Source organism: Parabacteroides sp. PM6-13, assembly GCF_029892605.1.
Lineage (GTDB): Bacteria > Bacteroidota > Bacteroidia > Bacteroidales > Tannerellaceae > QVMG01.
Genome location: NZ_JARXWF010000003.1, coordinates 156,460 through 176,423 on the forward strand (window position 1 = coordinate 156,460; position 19,964 = coordinate 176,423).

Annotated in this window: 12 protein-coding genes; 2 read left to right on the plus strand and 10 right to left on the minus strand. The window is 47.3% G+C overall.

All coding sequences use genetic code 11. From position 1 onward, the window contains the following. Window positions 1-29 precede the first annotated feature (29 nt). The 6 genes from M2134_RS04190 to M2134_RS04215 form a co-directional block, all read right to left on the minus strand. Complete coding sequence (locus tag M2134_RS04190; protein ID WP_280750083.1) at window positions 30-2,519, minus strand: alpha-amylase family glycosyl hydrolase; 2,490 nt, start codon at window positions 2,517-2,519, stop codon at window positions 30-32. Between the two features lie 74 nt (window positions 2,520-2,593). Then, window positions 2,594-3,958 (minus strand): DUF5115 domain-containing protein, encoded by a 1,365-nt coding sequence (locus tag M2134_RS04195; RefSeq protein WP_280750084.1) that lies wholly within the window; start codon window positions 3,956-3,958, stop codon window positions 2,594-2,596. Between the two features lie 20 nt (window positions 3,959-3,978). Next, entirely contained in the window at window positions 3,979-5,148 is a 1,170-nt protein-coding gene (locus M2134_RS04200; protein ID WP_280750085.1) for a SusE domain-containing protein, read from the minus strand. A 19-nt stretch (window positions 5,149-5,167) separates the two neighbouring features. Beyond that, entirely contained in the window at window positions 5,168-6,781 is a 1,614-nt protein-coding gene (locus tag M2134_RS04205) for a RagB/SusD family nutrient uptake outer membrane protein (protein WP_280750086.1), read from the minus strand. Window positions 6,782-6,801: 20 nt separating this feature from the next. Next, window positions 6,802-9,876 (minus strand): TonB-dependent receptor, encoded by a 3,075-nt coding sequence (locus M2134_RS04210; protein ID WP_280750087.1) that lies wholly within the window; start codon window positions 9,874-9,876, stop codon window positions 6,802-6,804. A gap of 79 nt (window positions 9,877-9,955) precedes the next feature. Further along, complete coding sequence (locus M2134_RS04215) at window positions 9,956-11,044, minus strand: glycosyl hydrolase 53 family protein (RefSeq protein WP_280750164.1); 1,089 nt, start codon at window positions 11,042-11,044, stop codon at window positions 9,956-9,958. Window positions 11,045-11,302: 258 nt separating this feature from the next. Between M2134_RS04215 and M2134_RS04220 the strand changes: the two genes are divergently transcribed. Both M2134_RS04220 and M2134_RS04225 read left to right on the plus strand, forming a co-directional pair. Next, a complete protein-coding gene (locus M2134_RS04220) occupies window positions 11,303-12,772 on the plus strand; it encodes an IS66 family transposase (RefSeq protein ID WP_280750088.1) in 1,470 nt (489 codons plus the stop codon). A 199-nt stretch (window positions 12,773-12,971) separates the two neighbouring features. Further along, a complete protein-coding gene (locus M2134_RS04225) occupies window positions 12,972-13,985 on the plus strand; it encodes a LacI family DNA-binding transcriptional regulator (RefSeq protein ID WP_280750089.1) in 1,014 nt (337 codons plus the stop codon). A gap of 5 nt (window positions 13,986-13,990) precedes the next feature. On the opposite strand, the gene M2134_RS04230 is transcribed toward M2134_RS04225, so the two are convergent. The 4 genes from M2134_RS04230 to M2134_RS04245 all read right to left on the minus strand — a co-directional run bounded on the left by M2134_RS04230 (window position 13,991) and on the right by M2134_RS04245 (window position 19,100). Beyond that, window positions 13,991-14,704: a murein L,D-transpeptidase catalytic domain family protein gene (locus tag M2134_RS04230; RefSeq protein WP_280750090.1), complete on the minus strand. Its 714-nt coding sequence runs from the start codon at window positions 14,702-14,704 to the stop codon at window positions 13,991-13,993. Window positions 14,705-14,805: 101 nt separating this feature from the next. Then, window positions 14,806-15,825 (minus strand): L,D-transpeptidase, encoded by a 1,020-nt coding sequence (locus M2134_RS04235; RefSeq protein ID WP_280750091.1) that lies wholly within the window; start codon window positions 15,823-15,825, stop codon window positions 14,806-14,808. Beyond that, window positions 15,816-16,889, minus strand: a complete 1,074-nt coding sequence (locus M2134_RS04240) for a CorA family divalent cation transporter (protein WP_280750092.1) — start codon at window positions 16,887-16,889, stop codon at window positions 15,816-15,818. The genes M2134_RS04235 and M2134_RS04240 overlap by 10 nt, the downstream gene beginning before the upstream one ends. A gap of 66 nt (window positions 16,890-16,955) precedes the next feature. Then, on the minus strand, window positions 16,956-19,100 hold the full coding sequence (locus M2134_RS04245) for an AAA family ATPase (RefSeq protein ID WP_280750093.1): 2,145 nt from the start codon (window positions 19,098-19,100) through the stop codon (window positions 16,956-16,958). Window positions 19,101-19,964 lie beyond the last annotated feature (864 nt).

Genomic DNA, 19,964 nt, shown 5'->3' on the forward strand with positions numbered 1-19,964 from the left:
TAGTTGAAATAGTTGAAATTAATAGTACGTTATGGTTTGATAAATTTATGGGTGTACAGTTTGCCTCCCGTTTTTATCTGCAGGATATAGATATCAGATGCAAATGGTTGAAGTAGGCAACTGTTGGTTTGTTTCCATTCTCCCACCTTGGCGCCGCTGACGGTGTACAGATGAATTTCATCGACGGTATGTGTGGAGGGCACGGAGAACTCTTCGGTGATGGGGTCGTATTGCCAATCGGGCTTCTCTTCTCCGGCATCGATGCCGATTGTGCCGGATGTTTTTTTGTCGATGGAATACAACCTGAACGAGTGAGGCGGAAGCGTTACTTTTTTGTTTTTGGTCTCTTCGGTAACGACGTAAGGCGTCTCTGAGAACAGGACATCCCAGTTTCCGCTCTGAGTAAACCCGGGAGCTACTTCGATCTCTTTCTCCGTGAAGTTTCCTAAGAGCACAAGATCTCTGTCTTTACCTTCCAGGCGAATAGCCCGCCCATTATCCCAGTCGTTGCCCGTGGTCTGCATGGTTATCTTCGTTGGCGAAATAAACAGGTCGGGGTTCTCCATACGGAAGTCGATCAATGCGCTGTAGGTGTTATACAACTCTTTGCGTTCCGGTTCGTCGTAATATTCCCATAAGACCGGTTTCTTGCCTGTCCGGCCATTCTGATCGATGGAAATATCGTAGCCTATTTCTCCAAACTGCCAGATCATTTTAGGTCCCGGCGTGCAGAACAGGAAGGCGGCTCCCAGGGCAGCCCGTTGCATACGCAGGGCTTTGTCGGCTTTCATGGTCCAGTTGCCATACTGCTGCATCTTATACATCAGGCGTTCCTCGTCATGGCTTTCGCTATAGGTCATCAAGGCCGGAATGGTCCAATTACGATCGGTATAGCTTCCCCGGTTCAAGCTGCTTTCGGCGTTTTTCCAACCCATATTGCTTTCGGCATATGCCTTGTTCAGGTTGTTCCACAACAGGGCACCGTCTTGCGCCAGTTCCAATTCTTCGCGCGTGTCGCAGAAATGCTCGAAGATCACAATCGCATCTTGCTTGACTCCTTTGATGTGGTCGTTGTAATTCTTAAGTATAGCAACCCGGGAGGCATCATAGTTGCTGGCGGTAGCTTCCGTCGATTGCTTTTGCGTGAAGCCTTTGGTCAGGTCGAAGCGGAAACCATCTACCTTGTATTCTTCCAGCCAATAGCTTAATACCCGTTTGAAGAAATCTTTTGTGCGGGCCTGTTCATGGTTGAAGTCGTTGAATACATTGTAAGGATGGGGAGCCGTCACGTTGAACCAGGGATTATTGGCTGCCGGGGCATCTCCCTCCCAATAGAGCCGTGCAAAAGGATGCTGTCCGGTGGCATGATTGAACACCACGTCTAAGATAACAGCCATGCCTCTGCGGTGCGCTTCGTCGATAAAGGCTTTATAGGCATCCGGTGTGCCATAGGCTTTATCGGGTGCAAAGTAGAAGCAGGGATTATATCCCCAGCTGTCGTTGCTGTCGAACTCCTGGATAGGCATCAATTCGATTGCGTTCACACCCAGCGCTTTGATATAGTCCAGCTTTTCCTGCACAGCGGCAATCGTCCCTTCCTCCGTGAAGTCGCGTATAAGTAATTCGTATATGACCAGTTCTTCTTTAGCCGGTGTTTGGAAATCTTTGGTTTTCCAATTGTAAGCTTGTTTGCCCGGTTGCAAAACGGAGACGATATCTTCCGTTTCGTTGGGATAGGGTTTTAGGTTTGGATAGGTGGAGGCGGCTATTTCACCATCAAAGCGCGGATCTAAAATCTTTTCGCAATAGGCGTCGCCAATCTTAAAGGAGTTGTCAATAAGGTATTGAAAACCATATTCCTTTCCTTTCTCCAACCCGGTCAGGGTGTACCACCAGTAATCACCGTCTTTATATAACTGATAGGCATTGTCTTTCTTCCAGTCGTTGAAGTCACCCATCAGGTGAATATGTTTTTTCCCGGGAGCATAGATCAATAGAGTGACGGTTTGGTTGTCGATATAGTTGATACCGTCCGTGATTCCTTTAGGCCGCTCTTTCGTGACAGGTGCTGCCGGGGTGAAAGCCTCTTCGTTCAGGTTCAGGAACAAATCGCTGTTACCCGGCCCTTTTCCCTCTTTTTTCGTGTCCGCGCTGCGGAAGACAAATGCCAGTTTCAGGATCTTTTCTCCTTCTGGAACGCCATAATAGGCACGAACATCCGGGGTGATAGATAGCTTCCAGCGGTTGTCACCCAGGGAGGTTAGTTTATATTTCTCGCTGTTATCTCCCCAGGTCGGAGCATATTTCCAATCCTGGTTGGTACTGCTTTTATCGGTAATTACTCCTGTATGGGCATATACATCACCGGTATGTCCCATTAACCCCTTTGATCCTTCGGCAGCGTTGAAGATAACCTCTATAATATCTTTATCGGAAAAGTTGGCGGGGGTGCTACTGACCTGAGCGTTTAAGGATAGTAGGCTAAGGAGAAAAAGATAAATCAGATTATTTTTTCTCATGATAGAATTTTATTAAAAAGGGGGCTAATCCTCAAGAGGAAAAGCCCCCGGATAAATAACCTAAACGTTGTTTTTTATTGCTTCGTTATTGTGCAATACATATTCTCTGAATCGGTACGTTCCAGATAGAGCTCGATGTAATAGGTGCCTGCAGTAACAGACAGGTTATTGCCATCTTGCGACAGGTTGTCTGTGGTGCCACCCAGGTTGATAGCCCAGTCATCGTTCGCACGGAATTTGATGGAACCATCCGTCAGTGTCAAGGTGGCTGTCAGGCATTTCTTTTCAGCATCCCAGGTCATGTCCTGATCCGCATCCCAACCACCGGCGGTTGCGTCACCGATAATACCCCAGGACACGGCTGCCGCTGTTAGGGAACCATTCGCTACATCAGCCACCATTTGGTAGAGTCCTGCTGTTGCCATATTGATATTCGTACCGCCGCCTTGTGCCAGGCCTTCACTGAAGGTGATAAAGTCGTTGTAGTTATACTCACCATCCCAGTTACGCTCTTTCGTAAACTTGAAGTCGCCATTCAGGTAGCAGAAGCCTTCGTATTTGCCATCGAAAGAGGCACCACGTAATGCCGGCGCGTTACCCGGATTCCAATCCTGGTGATTCCCCGGGATATAAACAAATTCTCCGAAAGCGAGTTTCTGAAGCGTGTAGGTATAATCCATCATATTCAAGGTCATCTTATACATACCCGCTGCCTCTATCTTACCGGCATTCGCTCCTACATTCACCAAAGCACCTTCCAGGCTGGCATCGCCATCTACCGCTGTACCGACAACACCCGGATTCGCCCAGAAGTCATTGTCGACATTCTCCTGCGGGATGATTTTCCAGTATTGGTTGTCAGCCGAAGTCGTGAAGGTGAGCGTAAAGATCGGATCTTCATACACATCCTTGCCGCTATGGTTGAACGCTATCATACTTGTAGCATCCCAACCGGCCATATCGCCAACCAGGTAATAAGCCGTTGATATAACAGGCGCCTCCAGGGTAACCAATACATTGAAAGCCGATGACTTGGTATACAGACCAGCTTCGTTCTGTTTGATCTGGGCGGCCACTACAGCCGATAGGGTTCTTTCCACCGGGCGTTTGCCATAGAGTTCAGTCACGGCACTAATTAATTCCTCCGTAGAAACACGTCCGCTTAAGTCCGCGTTCAGCTTCTTTTTTCCATCCAGTGTCACGCTATAGGAAACGACAGAAGCTCCTTCGGGTATCGTAGCGGATGGCGTAAACAGCGAGACTGTTTCTGAGTCTATCTCTGCCATATTGATGGCCGCAGCCGCGGAGGCCGACAAAGAAACGCCAACGGCTTCTTCCGGTTCAAATCCCTGCGGATCTGCCCAATCGTCATACTCTCCTTTACATCCGAAAAAGGTTACACATGTAAGGAGTAAACCATATAATAATGTCTTATTCATATTGTTTTATTGTTCTATTGTTATTTACTAAAGAAATGATAATAGCCATCAATGTCATTAAAGACCACTACATAGTTGCCGGCAGTGACAGGAATATTCGGCCCTCCATTGACACCAAAGCCAAAGGGGAATTCCGCCGCGCCCCAGTTGGGAGACCAGCCGTCGTACAAGATTTTCGCTGTCGTATCACCACCTGTCGCATCCAGTTCGAATGTCCAGTTGTGGTTGATCACGCCTTCGACCGTATTGACAGGTGTCAATTGCATGTCAGTAGCCCATCCGTTGAAGTCGCCGGAAATAAATAGGTGATCATAGGAGTACTTCGGAGCATCCGTAGCCACGATAGAGAGTGTGTTGCTCTTTGTATTCAACGTGATGAGGTAGTATCCGTCGGCAGGTACTTTGAAGTCACCACCTTCTCCATCGGCATCTTTCTTATACGGCTTGGTGATGTCATTGTTTTCACCTCCCCATTGTTCGTCCCAGGCTCCCGGTACTTTCACAATCTTGAATCCTTGTGAGCTCAGGAAATAGCCGGTGTAAACCAATTCGCCTTGTCCGGTTGTTTCATCGTATTTGAATCCTTCCACCGGTGACATAGGCATGACAGCCTTACCGATTTCCGATCCCCATGAACCATCACCGATGCAACCGCCAATCAGATACCACAGTTCAGGATCGGCAGCAATCAGGGCAACGAAATAGGGACGAACAGAGAGTTCCAATACATTCGAGAAACATTCATAACCGGAATAGAGGGTCGCTCTCATTCTCACATAGAGGGTGATCGGATCGCTGGGTAACTGGCTCTCATCCGTATAGTTTCCCAGTTTCATGATCGCCTTATTGATCTGAACGGCTTCTGCCGGAAACTCACATTCATTCATTGATCCATCCAACTCCACGTAGGTGGCGTCTTCGGCATCGGCCGAGGTGGCCTCATCCCATGTGTTGGTAAGAGAGACCTGTGTGTAGTAGGTAACAGGTGCCGTATACCCGTAGTCGGGTTGTTTGTATGTCAGGTTGATGGAAGCGGTGCTCTCCAAGTCGTACGTGTTGCCACCCAACGCCGGCATATTCAGTTCAAAAGAGTCGGGCTGTTGTACTGTCGGGTTGGAATCTCTGTCGTCTGAACAGGCAGAGAATAGTACGATACCCGCCAGTAACGAAGCATATACATATTTTTTCATCGTTTCTTCTTTTATTAAATTAATACCCCGGATTCTGAATCAGATTAGAGTTGTTTGCCAAGTCGTTTTCGGGAAGACCGAAAATACTTTTACTATTGGCAAACTGTGCACCGGCATAGGTGCCACCCATCCATTCCCATTTGTAAGCAGCCTGGCCGGCATAACGTCCGAAACGAACCAGATCCATGCGGCGACGGCCTTCAAACCAGAATTCTCTGGACCATTCATCACAAATATCTTCCAGTGAATAGAGATTCTTCTGAGCGGCATTGGCGCGGCTACGCAACGCGTTGATTTTCTCTTTCGCATCCGCGTTAGAGCCATTCAAGCGGGTAGATGCTTCGGCGTAGGTCAGGTAAGCTTCAGCGATACGGAACAGAGCCAGGTCGGTATTCACGAAGTCAATCACTTGGTTGGACTGACCGTCGGAACGTACATTACGGAACTTGATACAGGCAAAGCCGGCATTGGCATCGGTCTCGTCATCAATCGAAGCAGAGAATCCATCACCATAGAACAGAGCCCGGTCGTCGTTGGCTGCCGTCGTCATCTCGGCTACCGTTTTTCCTGTAGGAGGAGCAGAGGTGTAGAACTTATCAAGCAATTGTTTGCGTACGCGTGTACATTTACCCCAGCTACAGTTGGTGCCGGAAGGAACGTTTACGTCCATCGTTGAGCTATAGGTAGAGAGAATCAGGAAGTTCATACCTCCATAGCTCTTCGAAGTTACACCGTCGAACAATACCGGGAAGATATTCTCATATTGTGCCCCGTTGGTATCATTGTCGGCCAGGAACAACATCTGGTAAGCCGAGTATTTCTCGCCTGTCACCGGATTGGTGGTGCCTGTCGTACACAGGTGATAATAACCATTGTCGATCACCTTGCCAGCATAATCCAGGGCTTTTTGCCATTGTGCCGTTCCGGTATATACTTCGGCATTCAGGTAGAGACGAGACAAGAGGTTCCAGGCAGCTACCTTGTCTACGCGACCATAGGTGTTTTGTCCGGGTGCAGCCATGAGGGCTTCACATTCTGTCAGTTCCTTTTCAATATAGTCATAGAACTGAGAACGGGTATAACGCTCTGCCAATTCCGAAGATACGGTTTCGGTGAAAGCCGCGTTGCCATACAGATCCATCACATAGTAATATTGCAGGGCACGGATAAAGCGTACTTCCGCCCGTTGCACAGAGCTGTCGCCACCATCGTCGGGTACCTGTTCGAGGAAGAAGTTACACAATGAAATGGTGAAATAGAGGCGATAGTAAAGCCCGATAGAGAAGGCGGCACTCGCGCCATAGGTGTTGTGAAGCATTTCGCTAATACCGGTATCTGTCAGCCAAATCCAGTGTGCTTCGTCTGAGGTGAACTCATTCAGGTTCCATGCCATACGGAAGAAATCGGAACGACCTTCGTCCATGTCGGCAATGTCTCCGTTGTCGCTCGGTCCTTTCTGACCGGTCAAACAGAAGCTGGCGTATATCTTATTAAAAAGAGCCTCCTGGTTCAGGGTCATGGTCTGTTGCGGATTGATAGGTTTCACATCTAAGTCGCCGATGCAAGAGGTGAATCCCATGGTAAATACCAGAGCCATAACCGGAATAAATGATTTTATACTATTGAATTTCATATTATTCTTGTTTTTATGATTTAGAAATTAAGGCTAAGCCCAAAAATACCAACAAAAGGACGCGGGTAAATGCTACCGTCGTATCCACCACTGATTTCCGGATCGATCCCTTTGTACTTAGAGATGGTAAATACATTCTGCGCCGTCAGGTAGGTACGTCCACTGATATTCTGTCCGAACAGTTTGTCGAAAGAATAACCTAACGTGATATTATCGCACTTCAGGAAAGAGGCGTTCTGAATAAAGTAATCAGAAAGAGCATCCATGCTGGAAACATTCTTCCAGTTCTTATCAATAGCCATTTGCGGAATATTATGCCAGGCACTTCCGGAATAGATACCGGAAACAGACAGGTTGGAACGGTTACAGTCGACAGCATTATAGGCGTAATTGCCTAAGCTGGCGCGTAGTGAGAAGTTGAAGTCCCAATTCTTATAGATCAGCTTTGAGGTCAATCCCATCAACACATCAGCGTCGGCTTTCTTATAGAAATAGCGGTCGTTGTCGTTGATGATACCATTTCCGTCACGGTCTACAAACTCGCCTTCGAGGGGTTGGCCATTCGCATCGTATACTTGTTGGTAGGTATAGAAAGCGGAAACCGCTTCGCCAACCGACCAGCCTTTGATACCGTTTGATCCGGCATCACCTACGGCAATACCTCCGTGGCGGATAATGTAGCGGTCGCCGGTGCCTTTCACCAATTCGTCGATCTCATTGGTGTTGTGTGTCAGGTTGAATCCGATCTCCCAACGCCAGTCTCTCTGCTGGATAGCCCGCCAGGTCATGGCAAACTCAAACCCTTGGTTGTGCAACGAACCGATATTGCTGGTTACCTTATTCTTAAAGTTTGAACCGGCAGCTACATATACATCATTGATCAGGTCTGTCGTTTTGCGATAGTAGTAATCGAAATTAGCCGTAAAACGATTGTTAAAGAAGCCCCAGTCCAGACCGATATTATAGGTTGTTGTCTTTTCCCAGGTCAAATCGTTGTTGTACGCGTCCGGACGATAGGTACTACCGTCGCCCAGGATCATATAATAAGCACCTTCCGAGTTGGGCGTATAGGAAGCGAAATAGGTATAGTCGCCAATGCCTTCCTGCTGACCAGTCATACCATAACCGGCACGAAGTTTCAAATCAGAGACAGCGTCTACATCTCTCAAGAAGCTCTCTTCCTTAATTTTCCATGCAAAGGCAGCCGATGGGAACAAGCCCCAACGGTTTTTCTTGGCAAAGCGGGAAGAACCGTCGTCACGCAGTGTGAAGGTAAACAGATAGCGATCCATTAATGAATAGTTCATACGTCCAAAGAAAGAAACCAGGTAGTTTTCTGTCTTGTAAAGCGTATTCTCAGACGGGTTGTAGATCTCACCCGGGTGTTCCAGGCTGGACATAGGATAGGTACCTTGGTAATAATAGTCTGTTTCCTTATGGAAATGTTGCCATTCGTAACCTCCCATGATATCGAAGTGATGATTCTCATTGAAGTCTTTCATGTATTGAGCATACATATTCAACGAGAGGTTATAGGTGTCTTGCGTGTTCCATCCAGTACTACCGAAATAGTAGTTGGGTTCATTGTAACGTGAGTAATGCTTATTGGACTTACCCGTTGCAATGTCCATACCCGCATTCACATGCAGATGCAGATCTTCCAATCCGTGTACCTTATAGTCGGCTTCAAAATTACCCATCAACACTTTCGAACGACCCTTGTCGGAGGTGGTGTTCAGCGTAGAAACCGGATTGACAGGTGCCAGGGTGTTGATCTGATATCCCCATTCCGGGTCTTTGCGGTCAACAGGCTCTGCCCATTGCCAGTAGCCACCGAAGTTCTTATCATAAAACTCAGTGCCACCATACACCGGTTTGGTTGGATCCATGGAAGAGGCTCCCCCGATAGCACCTGTGTTGGCATAGGTTGTTTTTGAATACATCCCTTTCGCATTGAAGTTGATCTTCAAGTGGTCGTCGATAAAAGAGGGAGAAAGATTCAAGCTGGCGGTATAACGCTCAAAGCTGGAAGTCTTCAAGATACCGTCCTGGTTGGTGTATCCGACAGAAACGCGGTAAGGCATATTCTTCAAACCGCCTGAGATGGTCAGGTTATGGTCGGTGCTGACAGCCGTGCGGTAGATCTCATCCTGCCAGTCTGTATTGGCAAACAAATGATTTCCCTGCGCGTCGTAATAACCCAAAGCGGCATATTCCGGGCTGGCCAGGAACTCTTCGTCTGTATAGCCATACAGGTTTTGCACAAAGTCCACATATTCCTTGCCATCCAGCATGTCGACCTTCTTGGTCACTTGGCTGACCGACACATTTCCGTTATACGAAATGCGTGGTTTGGAATCGCGTTGTCCTTTCTTGGTGGTGATTAAGATAACCCCGTTGGATGCACGCGAACCATAGATAGCAGTAGCAGAAGCATCTTTCAATACGGTGAAGGTTTCGATGTCAGCCGGGTTGACTAACGCCAGCGGGTTGGAAAGCCCCTGTACGCCATAGCTGTCCATGGCCAATCCATCAATCACAATCAACGGATCATTAGATGCATTCAACGAGGATCCCCCACGGATACGAATGGTCGCTCCACCACCGGGTTCACCCCCGCCGTTAATCACACTCACACCGGCGATCTTACCCTGTAACATATCCTGAGGAGTCGTTACAAGCCCTTTATTCATTTCATCCGGTTTGATAGCGGTGACCGAACCGGTCAAGTCGTTTTTACGGGCTACCCCATAACCGATTACCACTACTTCGCTCAACACCTCGGTGTCATCCTGCAGCGTAACCACCAGTGTCGGTGCATCAACGACTACCTCCTGCGCTTTATAACCAATATACGAAATGGTTAACGTAGTACCCTTCGGAACGGTTAATGTAAAGTTACCATCATAGTCGGTGATTGTTCCCTTGGTGGGATTCCCTTTTTCCACGATATTCGCGCCTATCACTTCCATTCCCGAGGCGTCTTTTACGTGCCCTTTTACGGTAATGTCCTGTGCGTAAGCGCCAACGGACAAGAATAACCCTACAATTAGGGTCAGAATCGTTTGACAGATTCTAAGATTAACTTGCTTCATTCATTTATAAATTTAATTAGAAATACTGAGTACCTATATTAAAAGTCTATTTCCTTAAAAACAGCTTGAGAGGAGAGAATCATTTGAAGGCATCCATGATAGCGGTTGGATAACCCTCTTCGGTGAACGCGCCCAGTCGATATTGGCTTGGTCGGCATTCCGGCTCCCAATAGAAGACCCCTTTGCAGTGTCCGTTTGTGTTGTCACGGCATTCGGCGATGATACGGGTCAACATGGTTTTACCCGCGTTTAATACCGATTCCGCTACCAACTTCCCATTATCATCGGCACATTCCATGCCCGTTTCTGCCAGCATTACGTCACAGTCATATCGTTCGCTTACCTTTTTAATATTAGCGATACAGTTCGTTATGACCTTATCAGCCGAGGTCTCTTTGCCACTTTCTTTGGCCCAGTAAGGATAGAGCGACATGCCGACCATATCCCATGTGGCTCCGTTGTTTTTCAGAATATCTAAATTCCAACGATAGAGCTCTTCGTCGAAACCATTATCCAGGTGTACCATGGCAATCGTTTCCGGGAATACCTTTTTGGCAGCCTTATATCCGGCGGCGAATAAACCGGCATATTGCGCCGGGTTTTTATCGGCTTGACCCATTGGCCACAAAAGACCGTTGCTTGTTTCATTGCCAATCTGCACCCATTTGGGGTTGATTTGGTTGTCTTTTAATAATTGTAATACCTCCGTCGTATGATTGGCTACTGCGGCTTTCATCTCTTCATACGAATAGGAAGCCCATGCTGCGGGGATGTTTTGTTTTCCCGGATCGGCCCACCAATCACTGTAATGGAAATTCACCATAAGATCCATGCCCAGCTCTTTTGTTCGCTTGGCTTTTACCAACAGGTCTTCTTTGTTACACCAGTTGTCATGCGCTGTGGGATCAACCCATACCCGAAGTCTGATCGCGTTCAATCCCAGTTCTTTCATCAGACGGAAACAATCGGCTTCTACACCGTTCTTATGATAGAACTTCATGCCCTTTTGTTCCATCTCTGTTACCCAGCTAATGTCTGCTCCTTTGGCAAATTCAATCGTTGGAGTTGGCTCTTCTTCGGGGTCGGATTCCGACGTTTTATTATTGCTGCATGCCCATAAGACAAGAGCCATACACGAGAAGATAGCTAATCGCTTTACGTTTTTCATGTTCATACAAAATCTTATTTTAGTTTGTTTTATGAATACTTTATTCAGCTCTGACTTCATCATTTGTTTCATGCATTAGACAATTTAAAGATTGGTATTTGATGAAATAGGGTAACTATTCAGCCACCCCCTCCCCCCTAATACTACCTTCAAACAAAAATACCATAGGGAGGGTACAGGCTTTTTATTTCACGCCACCCATAAAGCTTCAACCATTTGACTGTCAAATAAATAATTAAATTATAATCCCTGTTTTCCTTGTTTGTATTCTATGTTTTTTGTATCTTTACACCTGTGAGCGAGTCGATTAATGACATACAGCAGGCTATTGCTAATCTCAATAAAGAGATGCAATCGATGGGGGAAATAATCAATCACCAGCATGATGAAATATGTCAACTTAATCGTAAATCTGAGGCTCAATTGCGTGAGATTCGTTCTTTGAAGAAAGAAAACACGGATCTTCGAAACCGTCTTTCTAAACACGAAGAGCCCCCGAAAAACAGCAATAACAGTAGTACGCCTCCGTCTAAAGAGAGCTTCAAATCAGAGGTAAAGCGTCGCACAAAGTCTTTGCGGGAGAAATCCGACAAACCGGTTGGCGGACAAAAGGGCCATGAAGGTTCTACCCGTGAAATGTCAGCCAATACAGATGAGATAGTGGATCATACATCCAATTACTGCACCTGCTGCGGGAAAGATCTTTCCACAATCACACCGACGCTGGAATATACCACCCAAGAGATTGATGTACCTATTATACAACCAATTATCAGAGAACACCGCCATTATGCCAGCGTATGCACCTGTGGTTGTTATAACCGTCCATACGCTCCCCGCAAGAAAAGAGGAAACGCCGTAACATTCGGCAAGAACATACAGGCACTTGTTGTCTACTACAATGTTGTTCAATGCGTGCCATATGCTCGGTTACAATCCATGCTGAAGACAATCTTTGGTATAGAAATGAGCCAGGGCACAATCAGTAACATTATACAGGAGGCCAGGAGGAAATCCGAACCGGCCATTGCTTTAATCAAAGAACATATCATGCGTTCCTCAGTCGTAGGCTTTGATGAATCGGGATGCTATCTAAATAATCGATTGGATTGGTCGTGGATCGCTCAAACAGTATACCACACGTTGGTTTTTCGGGCAAGCGGACGCTCAGCTAGCGTACTTGAAGGTATGTTTGGTGATTCATTAAAGAACATGACGGCCGTTACTGATCGCCATTCGGCTTACTTTGCGCTAGACTTCATCTCTCATCAAATCTGTCTGGCACATATCCTGCGTGAAGTGCAATATTTGAATGAGTTAGATGACAAACAGCAATGGTCGGTAGAACTACAAACGCTGTTGCGAGAAGCCATTCACGAGCGAAACCAAAACCCAGACAAAGCAATCGACACGTCTCCTTGGCTAACACGCTTAGATAATATCCTCAAACAAAGTGTCGAGCATTTAAAGGATGACTTCCGACGACTCAAAAATGGATTAATGAAATGCCGGGATTACATCTTTAAATTTCTTGAAAATCCGGCCATACCACCAGACAACAACGCTTCGGAACGTGGAATCAGAAAACTAAAGATCAAACAGAAAATCAGTGGTACTTTCCGTTCCGACGACGGAGCAGATGCCTTTATGGCATTACACTCCATCACAGATACTGCGTGGAAAAACAATCAATCTCCATTTGACGCAATACTGGCAACACTGCAATAAGGTTTGTAGGATCTTGGGGGTGGCTGAATAGTTACTGAAATAGGTAATTATTGCAAATGTATATTAAGAAAACAAGTATAAATGTTAAAATGTTTAGCGAAGCCAAGATTATGTTATGCAAACGTTAGCGGAATCGTTTGCATTATTGTTGTTGGCTTGTATGATTTTTATATCTTTGAAAAGTGCAGAAGAAAATACCATGGAAAAAAGACAGATTACTATCAAAGACATAGCAAAAGCATTAGCTATATCCCCTTCTACCGTATCCCGTTCTTTGTCCGATCACCCGGACATCAGCCGGGAAACCAAAGAGATGGTTACGGCCTATGCCAAGAAACATAACTATAGACCCAACCCGTTGGCCACGAGCCTTCGGACGAATCGGAATAAAACGATTGGGGTCATCCTGCCGGAGATGGTACATTATTTCTTTTCCTCCGTGCTTTCGGGCATAGAAGATGAAGCGGAGAAAGAGGGGTATCGTATCCTGGTGAGTCATAGTCGCGAAGACTATGAGCGCGAGATCAAATGTGTGCAAGCCATGCTGGAGGCTCATGTGTGTGGTGTCCTCTCGTCGGTGGCTAAGTCAACTTCGACGTATGATCATTTTCAGGAATTGGCCGATAATGGAATCCCGATGGTTTTTTTCGACCGTATCTGCAAGGGCATTCTGACCGATCGGGTGGTGGTGGATGATTATAACGGAGTCTATTCGGCGGTCGATTATTTGGTGAAAAGCGGATGCCGGCGGATTGCCTTCTATGGCTCGCCTTCTCAGTTGGTTATCTCCAATAACCGCCGCATGGGCTATGAAGATGCCCTGTTTAAGAATGGCGTAGCGATCAATCCGGACTTTATTGTGGTCTGTGACAATTACCATGATGCCTTGTCGGTTACTGAAAAGCTTTTGGCACTTCCGGAGCCTCCCGATGCCTTTTTTGCGGTGAATGACGAAACGGCGATCGGTATTTTGAATGTGGTTAAGAAGTTGGGTTATCGTGTGCCTGAAGAAATCTCTGTCTGTGGCTTTACCAATAATTCGATTTGCGAGTTAAGCGAACCGACACTCACTTCCGTCGATCAGCATGGCTATGAGGTAGGTGCGACAGCGATGCGCCTTCTGTTAGATCGCATCCGTGGAAAAAGAGACAAAGAAGAGATTGCCAGCCGGATTATCAAAACCAAGCTGATCGTGCGTGATTCCACGCGGTGAATAATTTATGATGTGTGTGGAGAAGAGGGCTGCTGGTCTTGAAACGCCATTGCTAACACAGGGCTATTCTCAATATAAGCCGGATCTTCGGAATAGATAAAGAGGATAGAACCCTGTTTGATCGTGTCGATAATGGTTTGGCTGATCTTCAGCGGCAAGGCCGGACATCCCTGGCTGCGTCCCAGTCTTCCGGCGTAACGAATCACCGAAGGATCGGAGTAGGGGGCACCGTGCATGACAACCGCCCGCTCTCTGGCTTTGTCGTTAATACCTTTCTCTAATCCATTCAATAAAAGCGAATAACCGTTTTTGCCCTGATAGGTGCCGTCTGTCCGGTAGAAGCCGAGTGAACTCTTATACGAGCCCGGCTCGTTGGAGAAGGAGGTTGCCCAGTTATCTCCGCTGTTACGTCCATGGGAAACATGCGAAGAATAAAGCAGTTCCTTTTTTTGCATATCAATCACATACAGGCGCTCTTCCGTAGAGGGTTTGGAAAAATCGATCAGCGTCAGGATCTCTTTCTGGCGGTCTTCAAGGCTGTAAAAACCAGTTACCGCCTGCATAAATGCTTCCTGGCTGACCTTCCCTTCCATCTGCATCTGTCGGTATAAAAGATCATAGCCGGGCACGATCGGGTCGGACGTATCCTGCTCTACATAATCACTTATCGAAATAGTAGGGAATAGGTATAAAATTAGAATTAGTAGCAGTCTTTGCATCTTCTCTTTGCGTACATTTTGACAAATGTATATAAATAGGCAAAGAGAAGCACTTTGCGTTAAGTATTATTTGGAATCATTAGCAGTCTGACAAAAGGCTTTTACTCAATCACAAAAACAATCGAAGCCAGTGTCGGTGCCCAGTCATAGATGAATTTGGCATGCGAGGTAGCATTACGGACACACATATGCGAACGCGGCGTAGTGCCTAATGTCTGGCTGTATTCGATGGTGGATGTGCGAGGCGCATTTACCGGAACGCCATGCAGGTAGGCCCCATTGGTAAACCGGCTGGCATGCGGGGCAAAACCACCGAGTGCCGATGAACCATCCTTCAGGTAGATCATTTTGGGTTTCTTCTCCTGAATGACAAACATGCCGATCGGCGTCGCATGTCCGTACGGTGGATGATGCAATCCGGTGGTTGCCGGGTTTATACTCCGTGCGTACCATATGGAATCGACCTTCTCGAGCGTCACAATGTTTTGATTCTCCCGATCGACCACAACGGTGTGATGAAAACTCACCGTATCGCCAATCACTTTCAGGTATTTATTGGGCACCAGCCATTCGCCGCCGATCCAGACGGCTTCCACACGTGTGAATGCCGTAGAGTCCTGTTTGATTATCTTGACCAAGGAACCATCCCGAAGATATCTCTCCGCCGTATCGCGATCATGCACCGCATAAAGCGGTACCGACTGATAGCGGGCTACGCCCCAGTCATCGGCTACCAATTTATATTCATCCCTATGCCATTTTCGGATCAGGGGCGCTTCGCCATTCAGGTTCTTATAGTTTTGAACAACTCCCCACACGGCAGGCTCCTGCTGAATGGAATCGAGAAAGAAGAGACGGTCTCTGATTGTTTCCCATTGAACCATACGGGTGGTGTCGCGGTAAGGATAGGTGTCGTCGAGGGTGTACTGGTCGTATGCCAGTTCCTTTTCGATCACGATACGGCCGCGGGTAAATACCGGTTCCTTCTCCTCTTCTACCAGAAGGGAGTCGGCAGCAGATGCAGTCTCATCCGCTCTCTCGTTCACCTGGGGCGTACATGCCACGGTGAACCCAACAAAGAGGGCGAACAGCTTGGGTACTATGTTTATTTTTATATCCATCTCTTTTTCTTCATAAACAACCAGGTGCCTATGCCTGTGATCAGAATAATACCTAAAGAAACCAGGTAGCCATACTCCCAGTCCAATTCAGGCATATACTTGAAATTCATTCCCCACAGCCCTACCAGGAAGGTGATGGGAATAAACAATGTCGATACCACCGTTAGGCGCTTCATCACCCGGTTCATTTTCAAATCATTGTTCGAGGAATACAGATCCATCAATGAAGAGAGAATCTCTTTATTGTTTTCCGATGTCTGAATTGCGTATTTCAATTGGTCGAACAAATCGTCGAACAGGGCAACCAGTTCGGCATCGATCATGTGTTGCTTCGGGCGGATCAGTTTCGGGAAATCCTCTTTCAACGGATAGGTATTCTTCCGTATGATCAGATTGGCATGGCGGCATTCCTGAATATACTGTCCGATATGATTCTTAGGAGTAGGCACCGGAGCCAACAGGCCGTCTTCGAGCTTTTCCAGCAATACCTCTACCTTGGCCGCCACCTCGATGATATCCACCAGAATGGAATTCAACAGAAAAGCCAACAACAGGCCGCTCTTTTGCGTACGGATATTCAAGGTGTTATTCTTCAGGCTGTTTTCTACATTCTTAAACAGCGGAGCGTCGCTTTCCGTCAGTGTGATCACTACCCGTTCCTTTATTATAATGCCGATATGTTCGGATGCCACTCGGCTCTTGTGATTCATCGAACAGCTATTCATAACAACCAGGACGTTATCTTCGTTATCTTCGATTTTTACCACATGGTGAGGAGTCAGGATATCCCGGATGTCGATGTTGCGCACACCAAACTCCTGCAACAACCGGCTGATAGTCGCCGCATCCGTCATGCCCTGTATCTGAAACCAATTGATACGGTCGCTCTTTGCCAACTCCCTGAAAGAGGGAGTGTTCAGGCTTACGTTTTTCTTTTCCATGCCTTCGGCATGATACTGGATCAGCCGTATCGTGGTGGGCGTGTCGTGATGACCCACATACACATACTTGTCGGAAAAATAACGATTGGTATGATGTTGCTGCACTTCTTTGTTGTTTTGCATAACGGATAAATTGTATTCCTATTATTGAAACAACTCGGGAAGGCCGTTTGTTTTTGAAAGCCTTGGTTATATCCCTTTTGCTTTCCGATAGGATAGGATCATCTGCAACAGCGTCTCTCCATATCGCTCGGCGACCTTCTTTCCGATGCCGGGGATTAGTAATAATTCTCTATCGGATGAGGGTAATAGGTTGGCGATGCCGATCAGTGCTTTTTGCTGCAATATGGTGTAGGCGGGCAATCCCTGCTGGGTGGCTTCTTGGTAACGCCAGCGCTTGAGGGTGGCCATCAGTTCCGGGTGGCGGATGTCATCGGATAATGCCTCTTCGGCTTCGGCTTTTGCCGCTTTGCGCGAGTTGGTTTCGCTACGTTTCTTTTTCGATGTGGTGGCAGCGGCTTCTTCCAGTTGGGATTTGGCTTTTGCTGAGAGGTATTTCGCGGTACTGAATCCGTCGCGGCTCGCAAGAAGCGTCGTGCGTTTCAGGTGCAGCTCTTCCGCCAAAGTGGCCACTGCCTTTTTGATCTGCTTCCGTGCCTCTTTGTTGTCGATGTCAGGATCGGCCGCTTTTAGAAACGAGTGATTGTAGGCATCGAGTTGCTGCAGGAAGTATTCTGCCCCTTTTTGGATGCGCTCCTGTATTGAAGGGTCTTCCCGGTAATCCGGCTGGGTCGTGATCATACGGCGCAACTGTTGCTGAAAGCGCAGTCCTACCTCGGTCACATCCGTGCGGAATTGATCCCGATGCTCCGAATAACGGCGGCAGAGGTCGGGGTATAATTTGACGGCATGGTTGTTCAATAGATGGGTTACGTATTGAAGGCGTTGCTGGATGGTTTCAAACTGAAAGAGTTCGACTACCAGTTTTAGGAAGTATTCGTGTTGTGCCTCCTGCAGATAGTGGCGATTGGCCTGTCGTTCGTCGAGCGAGGTGGTATATTGGTCAATGCGCTCGTCGTTCACCAACGCTCGTTGCGAGATAGGGCTGTTCAACACCATGCCTTCCAATGTGCGGCAACGGCTCAATGCTACATACACCTGTCCGTGCGAGAAGGCCGAGGCCGCGTCGATAATGGCGCGTTCGAAGGTCAATCCCTGGCTCTTGTGGATGGTGATGGCCCAGGCTGTTTTCAAGGGATACTGGGTGAAAGCACCGATCACCTCTTCGGATATCTCTCCGCTTTCCGAGTTAATGGTGTACTTCATGTTTTGCCAGGTCTCCCGGTTGACCTCGATCCGTACCCCTTCCTTATCCGTCACCAGGATATGATCGGCATTGATCTGAGTGATACGCCCGATTTTCCCGTTGTAGTATTGCTTTTCCGGGGAAGAGTCATTCTTGATAAACATCACCTGGGCACCCTTTTTCAGTTCCAATACCTCATCGGTCGGATAGAGATAGGCGGGATAGTCGCCCTCCTGGGTCGCATAAAAACGATAGGGCTCGGAGGGTAGTTCCGCCAGTTTGCGCTGATTGATCTGGTTAGCCTGATAGTTATGGGTGGTCAGGGTGATATAATCCTCTTCCTCGGGAGGAGTGAACTGCGGAATGTAACGGGCGTTCAATTGCTGCAACGTCGCTTCGTCGGGGCGGTTGTCGCGTATCTTATTTAGCAACTCCACAAAATCATCATCCCGCTGTCGGTAGACATGGGTCAGCTCTATGCTGTGATACTCGCTCTTGCCCAAAGCCTGGCTGTCGAAGAAATAGGGCGAATGATAATGTTGTTGCAACAGCGCCCATTCTTCGTCTTTCGCTACAGGCGCTAATTGCTGCAGGTCGCCGATCAACAGTAACTGAACACCTCCGAACGGACGGGAGGTCTTTCGGTAAAGACACAACACATCACTGATCGCGTCTAACAGATCGGCACGCACCATGCTGACCTCATCGATCACCAACAGGTCGAGTGTGCGGATAATCCGTATCTTCTCCCGGTTGAATTTATGCTGGAAATCCTTCTGTTTCGTGGCGCTTCCCGGAATATAAGGCCCAAACGGCAATTGGAAAAAGGAGTGAATCGTCACCCCTCCGGCGTTGATAGCAGCCACCCCCGTCGGAGCCACCACGATCATGCGCTTGGGTGAAAGATCTTTCAGGCGGCGGAGAAAGGTTGTTTTCCCTGTGCCCGCCCGTCCGGTTAGGAAGAGATTCGTATCGGTGTTCCGGATATATTCCAACGCAAGTGTTGCCTGTGCGTCCGTTTGTGTCATATGAGGTCGTTTTTTATAAGTACTCAAAAGTAACCATTCTATCCTTTTTAAACAAATGCATGACAAAAAACAGGTGCTTTTTTTGATCGAAATCCTTTGAAAATGGCGAAAGGTAAATTGTCAAATTGATAGCAAAAAGTGGTTTTTGCTTTACAATATGATACGTTAAAAAGTGTTACTCGCGGGACTAATTTTAAATACCCCTACGTTTTTGGAAAAATAGTCGTGCGTTTTTGACAATTTGTAAATCGCTTAGCGAAGCGTAAAGCAAAATGACAAATCGTCTTGAACCGAGATTACACAGATTTAGGGATTTTCCGGATGTGATTGGTTTGATTGAAAGGATTGCCCTGATGGAGGGGATCTTCAAATCGGAGAAGACGATAAAGGCAAGCAATCGTAGATTGCTCCGCTCTGTAGCCAGTTGCCTCAGGCTGCTGGTCTTCAAATGGGAGGGGAGGGGAAGGTTGCGGGGAAGCACGCCGCAGGCGTGAGATTATGCATAACCGTATGCAAGCGTAGCGCAGCTTACGGTAGTGAATCCTCTATATAAAAAGCCCCGCATGGGGCGGGATTATGGCAGATCTCGCACCTGCGGCGCTTGATTGACAGGTAGTCGCTATACCGTAAGCTGCGCTACGCTTGCATACGGTTATGTATAATCTCGCGCTTGCAGCGCGCTCTCCACCTTCAAACTTTCCAATATTTGAAAACACTTCCCCTTCCCCTCCATTTTCAACTTTCCATTTCTTCCAATTCCCCCAAATCTGAAGATCCTTTCCTATAAATCCCTTTGGGTTGAGCATTTTTAAGTGTGGATAGTGCGATTCTCGTTGTTTTATTGCGTAATTTTGTCCTTTTATT